The following is a 5,936-nucleotide window of genomic DNA, read 5'->3' on the forward strand; positions in this document are numbered from 1 at the left end:
TCTGTGGACTCCGGGGTGGTCAGCAGGCTTGGAATGGGTTCCCCGCCCGCCACGATCTCGATGGTGCCAATGAGTCCGGGCTTCTTTCCCAAAGCCCGCAAGAGGGAGTTGATGAAGTAGGTGGTGGTGGTCTTGCCGTTGGTTCCGGTGACACCGAAAAGGGTGGGGTAGCCACCCTCAGCCGGCTGGCTGCGGTAAATCAGCGCCGCCAACGGTCCCACCGCCGTGCGGGGCTCATCAATGATGAGGACAGGTACCGGCTGTTCGCCGGCCAGCGCAAGCTGGCGTGCCCCGGCGTCGTCCGTCACCACCGCAACCGCACCGGCCTCGACTGCCTGGGGTACGAAGTCCGCACCATGACGGGAGGCGCCCGGCAAAGCCATGTACAAGTCACCGGGTTCCACAGCCCTGGAATTGAGCGTAATACCGGTTACCCCCGCTACCCCCGCGTCGCGGATTCCCTCCGGGGCGGCTACGCCAAGGACCTCCGCGACGGTGTGCAAAGGCACCGCTGCCACAGACCCGGGGCGGAAGCCTGACCGGCCCGCATCCGGGGTCGTGACGTTGTTGGCTGCCTCTTTGTGCTCTGACACGTGGTTCTCCGTTGGTGCTCGTGGAACGACCGGCTGGGGGCCAGCGGCGCCCGGGCCGTTGAGTGGTGGATCGAATTTTGGCCGAACAGACGCCCAAAAAGCTTACTTGACGAACTGGGGCAGCCGCGCGGGAGTGCCTGTGGACGGCGGCACGTTATAGGTCCGCAGGACCTGGGCCATCACTGATCGGAACACCGGCCCGTTGGTGACGCCATAGATGTTTCCCTTGGGACGCTGCAGCACTACTTCTACGATGAAACGCGGGTCGTCCATCGGGGCCATGCCCACCATCGAGGCGGTGTAGCCATCGAAACCGGGCAACCCGTCCTCACGGGGGGCCTGGGACGTTCCCGTCTTTGCACCAACCCGGTAGCCGTCGATTGCAGCGTCCTTGATCTGCCCTTCGGTCACGGCGCTTTCGAGAATGTCCCGGACCTGCTGTGCGGTCTCCTTGGACACCACCTGGCGCGAATCCTTGGCAGCGACCTTCTGTTCCTCCCCCTCGGGGGTGATGTAGCTGTCAATGAGCCTGGGCTGGAGCATCACGCCATCGTTGGCGATGCTCTGGAACGCACGGACAGTCTGCAGCGTGGACTGCGACACACCTTGGCCGAAGAGCACCGTGTATTGCTGCCGTTCATCCCACTGCTCAGGCTTGGCCAGTATGCCCGTGGCTTCAGCCGGCAACCCGATGTCCGTTTGCTCGCCGATGCCGAACTTCTTCAACCAGTCGTAGCGCTGTTCCTTGGTCAACCTGCTGCCGGCCATGACGGTGCCGGTGTTCATGGACCACCCCAGGATGCCGGCAAGAGTACGTTCTTCCGTGCCGTGTTCAAAAGCATCCGTAAACGTCTGACCATCAATGGTGTATGCCGTGGGGATGGTGAAATGGTCCAACGGGAAGGATTTGCCTTCCTCGATGACAGCTGCGGCGGTGATCATCTTCTGCACCGAGCCGGGCTCGTAGGCGGCAGTCACGGAGCGCACGCCCCGGTCCTTGGCGTCCACTTTTCCTGGATCGTTGGGATCCGGGGCGTTGGTATCAGCCAACGCCACCAGGTTTCCGGTCTTGATATCCATCACGATGATGGACCCCCACTCGGCGTTCATCTTATTGACTTGGCTTTGGATGGCCTGCTGTGCGAAGTACTGGATGTCAGTGTTAAGGGTCAGCTTGACGTCGCTGCCATCCACAGCCGGAGTCAGTTCATCGGTGGCCACCGGAATCCGCAGGCCGTCAGCGCCGATCTCAAAGACCCGCTTGCCTTCAACACCGCGAAGAATCTCATCCTGGGTCTGCTCAATGCCGGCCTGTCCTGTGACACCGTCCTGGAGGAAACCCACCACGCCACCGGCAACGCTGCCGTTGGGGTACACGCGCTTGCTGACACCTTCAGGGACCACTCCGGGGATGTTCAGTTTGGAGATCCGGTCCTCAAGTTCGGGCTTGATGTCCTTGGCAACCACGAAGTACTTTTTCTCGCCCGTCAGTGCCTCACGGATCTTTTCTTCGTCGGAACCCAGGAGGGTCGCCAACTCAGAGATGCCCTGATCCCTGGAGATCGTTTCGATTTCATCGGTTTTTTCGTTGTACCGCTTGAAAGTGGCAGTGTTCGTATTCAAGACCTGGTCAACTACCAGGTTGTAGCGGATCACGCTGCTGGCAAGGACGGTTCCGTTCGCGTCCACGATCTGGCCGCGTTCTGCCGGCAGGACCTGGGGAGTAAGTCGCTTCGCCAGCGCCGCTTCTGCCATTCCGCCCATGTCCAGGCCTTGGACCATAAAGAGCTTGCCACCCACTACCAACAGCAGGGTCAGCATGATGCCAAGACCAACGCGCAACCGCTTTTTTGCCGCCGGCGTCTTCGTTTTTTTCGATGTGCCGGGGTTCTGAGCCACGTTGATTCCTTGCTGCTGGCCTAGCTTCAGTGGACTGATGGATTACTGCCCTGGTGCCTTCTGCTGGGGGGCCGGGACAGATCCCCCATGGAGTTCAACCGGCGGTGCAGCTGCCGGAGACGCTGGAGTCGCCGCAGGTGCCGCCGGAGTGGCCGGCGCTACCGGAGCCACCGGCTTGAGGTTCTCCAGCGGTTCCTTGGTGGTCACCGACGGAACTACGTCCAGCATGCCCGCTACGGCCGGAGGAGCAAGCTGGGCCAAAGGAGCATCTCCCTTAACTGCCGGCGTTGCTTTTCCGGTGACGGTCATCGTATTCAGATCTATCTGCCCCTTGACAGTTGAAGGAACCATTCCCAATTCTGCCGCCTTGGCAGCCAGATTCTGGGGAGCTTCGAAGTTCTGCTTCCTCTGTGTCAGGTCTTGGTTTTCCTTGTTGAGGGTAGCTGCCTCGGCCTTGAGCTGGACCAACTGGTACTGGGCCGTGGAGACCGAAATGTTCAGGACAAGGACGGTCAGGAGTGCAGCAGCCATGGCCACGAAGCAGAGGACCACAAATGGTGTCCGACGTCTGCCCGGAGCGCTGCGCACCACGGAAAGCGGCGTGCGGGCCTTACGACCGGTGTCAGGCTTCCCGGCCGGAGCGGGCAGCGCACGGGCTGTATTGCCCACCACGGAGGGCAGTGTCTTCGCTGCGGCGTTGCTCATGCGTCTCTCCTCGGTTTGATGCGCTCTACTGCCCTCAGTCGGGCGGACGCCGCGCGGGGGTTCTCAGCGATTTCTGCTGCCGTGGGCACTTCCGTGCCTTTGGTGATGGTCTTCAGGTCAGGTTTGTGTTCTTCAAGTTCCACAGGGAAACCAAGCGGGGCAGAGGATTTGGAGCCGGTTTGGAAAACCGACTTCACGATCTTGTCCTCCAGCGAGTGGTAGGACATCACCACGATCCGGCCCCCCATGCCAGTAGCGGCCACAGCTGCAGGAACGGCCCGTTCCAGAACATCCAGTTCTTCGTTGACCTCAATCCGCAGCGCCTGGAAAGTGCGTTTGGCGGGATGTCCACCACTCTTCGCGGCTGCGGCGGGCACAACACTGCGGATCTGCTCCACCAGTTCGCCCGTGGTTGCGAAAGGTTTATCGGCCCGCGCATTGACGATCCTGTTGGCAATACGACCGGCAAACTTCTCTTCGCCCCATTTGCGGATGATGCGGACCAGTTCGTCTTCGCTGTAGTTATTGACTACATCGGCAGCCGTCTGGCCACGGCTGGTGTCCATCCGCATGTCCAGGGGAGCATCGTAGGAATAGGCGAAACCACGCTCGCGCTCGTCCAGTTGCAGGGAAGACACGCCCAGATCCATGAGGATGCCATGGACCTCGGGGATTCCCAGGTCTGCAAGGACGTCTTCGATTTCGTCGTAAACGGCGTGAACAAGGTCCGTCCGGTCGGAGTAGGGCTCCAAACGCGCTCCAGCCAAGGCAAGGGCTTCCTCGTCGCGGTCGATACCCACCAGGTGGAGGTCCGGAAAACGCTGCAGCATCGCTTCGGAGTGACCGCCCATGCCCAGGGTTGCGTCAATGGCGACAGGGGTAGCGCCCCGCTTCCTGGCAGCTTCAAAGCCGGGGGCCAGCAGGTTGATGCAGCGGTCTTTGAGGACGGGTACGTGGCGCTCCGATGTGGGCTTTGCCGCGTCCTGCTCTTCCACGCTGCCTCCTCTTTCTTCAATCGCCGGCCTGCTGTTTCTTGAATCGGATCCCCATCCGCGCCTATCGTCCCGTCGGCCTGGCTCAGGGGAAGGTGAGCCAGGAAGACAGTTCGATGGGCGGCTGGAGATCCCATTCAAGAAGCGGTACTGCTGCTTCCTCCGCCCGGCTAAATGAACCCGGGCAGATTGTCGTCATCCGTTTCCGAGAAAGCTGCTTCCTTCTCGTTGAGGTACTCATTCCAAGCTTCTGCATCCCAGATCTCCGCCCGGGTACCGGCGCCGATCACAGCCAGTTCCCTGCCAAGGCCCGCATATGCCCGGAGCGCCGGCGGAATCGTCACGCGCCCCTGCTTGTCAGGTACTTCATCAGAGGCTCCGGACAGAAAAACGCGAATGTAGTCACGGGCCTGCTTGGAAGACAGTGGCGCTTCCCGCATGGATTCGTGAATACGTTCGAATTCTTTCTGGCTGAAGACGTAGATGCAGCGCTCTTGGCCCCTGGTCAGGACCAGCCCCTCTGCAAGCTCCTCACGGAACTTGGCGGGAAGGATGATCCGGCCCTTTTCATCGAGACGCGGCGAGTGAGTGCCCAGAAACATCTGGCCCCACCGCCCCTCAGTTAAGGTGCCCGCTCATTCCCAACACTGCCACTACCCTCTTATGTACTCCACTTTACTCCACAAAGCCCCACAGTCAACGCACAATGGAGCGTTTCTCCACCACCTTGAGTTTTGAGTTGAGCGAAACGGCGCGGATTCCGGCACCGTGGTGGGAAGTGGAGGGCGAAACGGCGCCCGAGCCCGGGCGCGCCCCTTTCCGCCAGGTACGCCGGGCAAGAGCATTGCTCCGGATGCCGCCTGAAGGTATTCAGTGGGGCAAAGTGGAGCCGGGGTGGAAAGTGGAGGAACTTCCCCCACACGGCGGCGTGTCCCGGTTCTTGCCCGAGGCAGCATCTTAAACGCAAAAAGACCCGCAGTGTGCGGGTCTTTTGTCATCCCTGGTGAACGTCAGGGGCGCGCGTAAGGCAGGGGCCGGCCTTGCCGGTAGTGGAGCGTAGAGGTGGACTTAGGAGTCGTCGCGGCGCCGCTCGTCCCAGCGCTCCTCGAGGCTGCTCATGAACGAACTCTTGGGTTTCCCTTTAGCGGGCTTGCCTTTGCCGGCTTTGCCAAAGGCTGCTCCGCGCAGCGTGGCGAAGTAGACGCCAGCACCCATGACGACGAAGCCGAGGACACCCACCGGTATCGCCTGCATCGAAACTCCCACAAGCAGGAGGAGAATGCCGGCAATGGCGCCGAGCACGCCAATAATCACATGCCGGGTTGACCAACTGCGGATGGGATCCGAGCCCATGGTGCTGGCAAACTTCGGATCGTCCTCATGAAGTTGCTTTTCCAGTTGCTCAAGCAGCTTCTGTTCGTGCTCCGAGAGGGGCATCGCGACCTCCTTTAGTCAGCCAGCGTCTGGACATAACGCCTTCTGTGCGTCTGTTTCCACAACGATCGGACTAAGAAAATCGTTCCCAAAATTCCCTCTAGGTTCAGCGGGCATCTCAGGGCCGACTGCTCAGGAAACAGTTTGTCCAGACGATCTAAATCTCTGTAATAAATAGGATAGTTTGTCCGACGCAGTTCTGAAAGACGCCCACTGCCGAGCGGGACCAAGGTCACAGCTCGTCACGTCCCGGCGGGAGGTTTTCCCGGCTCCAGGAGCCTCGCCGGGAGCAACGTCCGCGATCCAAAACGTT

The 5,936-nt window shown here is 60.8% G+C and carries 6 protein-coding genes; all 6 read right to left on the minus strand.

The genetic code is table 11. The annotated features are described in order from the left end of the window. Positions 1-593, minus strand: a 593-nt coding sequence (locus HP499_RS19755; protein ID WP_309138427.1) for a Mur ligase domain-containing protein, incomplete at its 3' end; no start/stop codon positions are given. A gap of 102 nt (positions 594-695) precedes the next feature. Beyond that, the gene (locus tag HP499_RS19760; protein WP_172325851.1) at positions 696-2,492 is read right to left on the minus strand and encodes a penicillin-binding protein 2; all 1,797 of its coding nucleotides are present in this window, start codon (positions 2,490-2,492) and stop codon (positions 696-698) included. A gap of 42 nt (positions 2,493-2,534) precedes the next feature. Further along, on the minus strand, positions 2,535-3,197 hold the full coding sequence (locus HP499_RS19765) for a hypothetical protein (protein WP_172325852.1): 663 nt from the start codon (positions 3,195-3,197) through the stop codon (positions 2,535-2,537). After that, positions 3,194-4,192 (minus strand): 16S rRNA (cytosine(1402)-N(4))-methyltransferase RsmH, encoded by a 999-nt coding sequence (gene rsmH, locus HP499_RS19770; protein WP_172325853.1) that lies wholly within the window; start codon positions 4,190-4,192, stop codon positions 3,194-3,196. The genes HP499_RS19765 and rsmH overlap by 4 nt, the downstream gene beginning before the upstream one ends. A gap of 167 nt (positions 4,193-4,359) precedes the next feature. Then, positions 4,360-4,791 (minus strand): division/cell wall cluster transcriptional repressor MraZ, encoded by a 432-nt coding sequence (mraZ, locus tag HP499_RS19775; RefSeq protein ID WP_026542500.1) that lies wholly within the window; start codon positions 4,789-4,791, stop codon positions 4,360-4,362. A 466-nt stretch (positions 4,792-5,257) separates the two neighbouring features. Then, a complete protein-coding gene (locus HP499_RS19785; RefSeq protein WP_089594493.1) occupies positions 5,258-5,626 on the minus strand; it encodes a DUF3040 domain-containing protein in 369 nt (122 codons plus the stop codon). Positions 5,627-5,936 lie beyond the last annotated feature (310 nt).

The sequence above is a fragment of the Paenarthrobacter sp. CM16 genome, assembly GCF_013179505.1.
Classification (GTDB): Bacteria; Actinomycetota; Actinomycetes; order Actinomycetales; family Micrococcaceae; genus Arthrobacter.

Coding starts and splice junctions, on each gene's coding strand:
- HP499_RS19765 (WP_172325852.1), bottom strand. CDS start 3,197: ATGAGCAACGCCGCAGCGAAGACACTGCCCTCCGTGGTGGGCAATACA.
- mraZ (WP_026542500.1), bottom strand. CDS start 4,791: ATGTTTCTGGGCACTCACTCGCCGCGTCTCGATGAAAAGGGCCGGATC.
- HP499_RS19785 (WP_089594493.1), bottom strand. CDS start 5,626: ATGCCCCTCTCGGAGCACGAACAGAAGCTGCTTGAGCAACTGGAAAAG.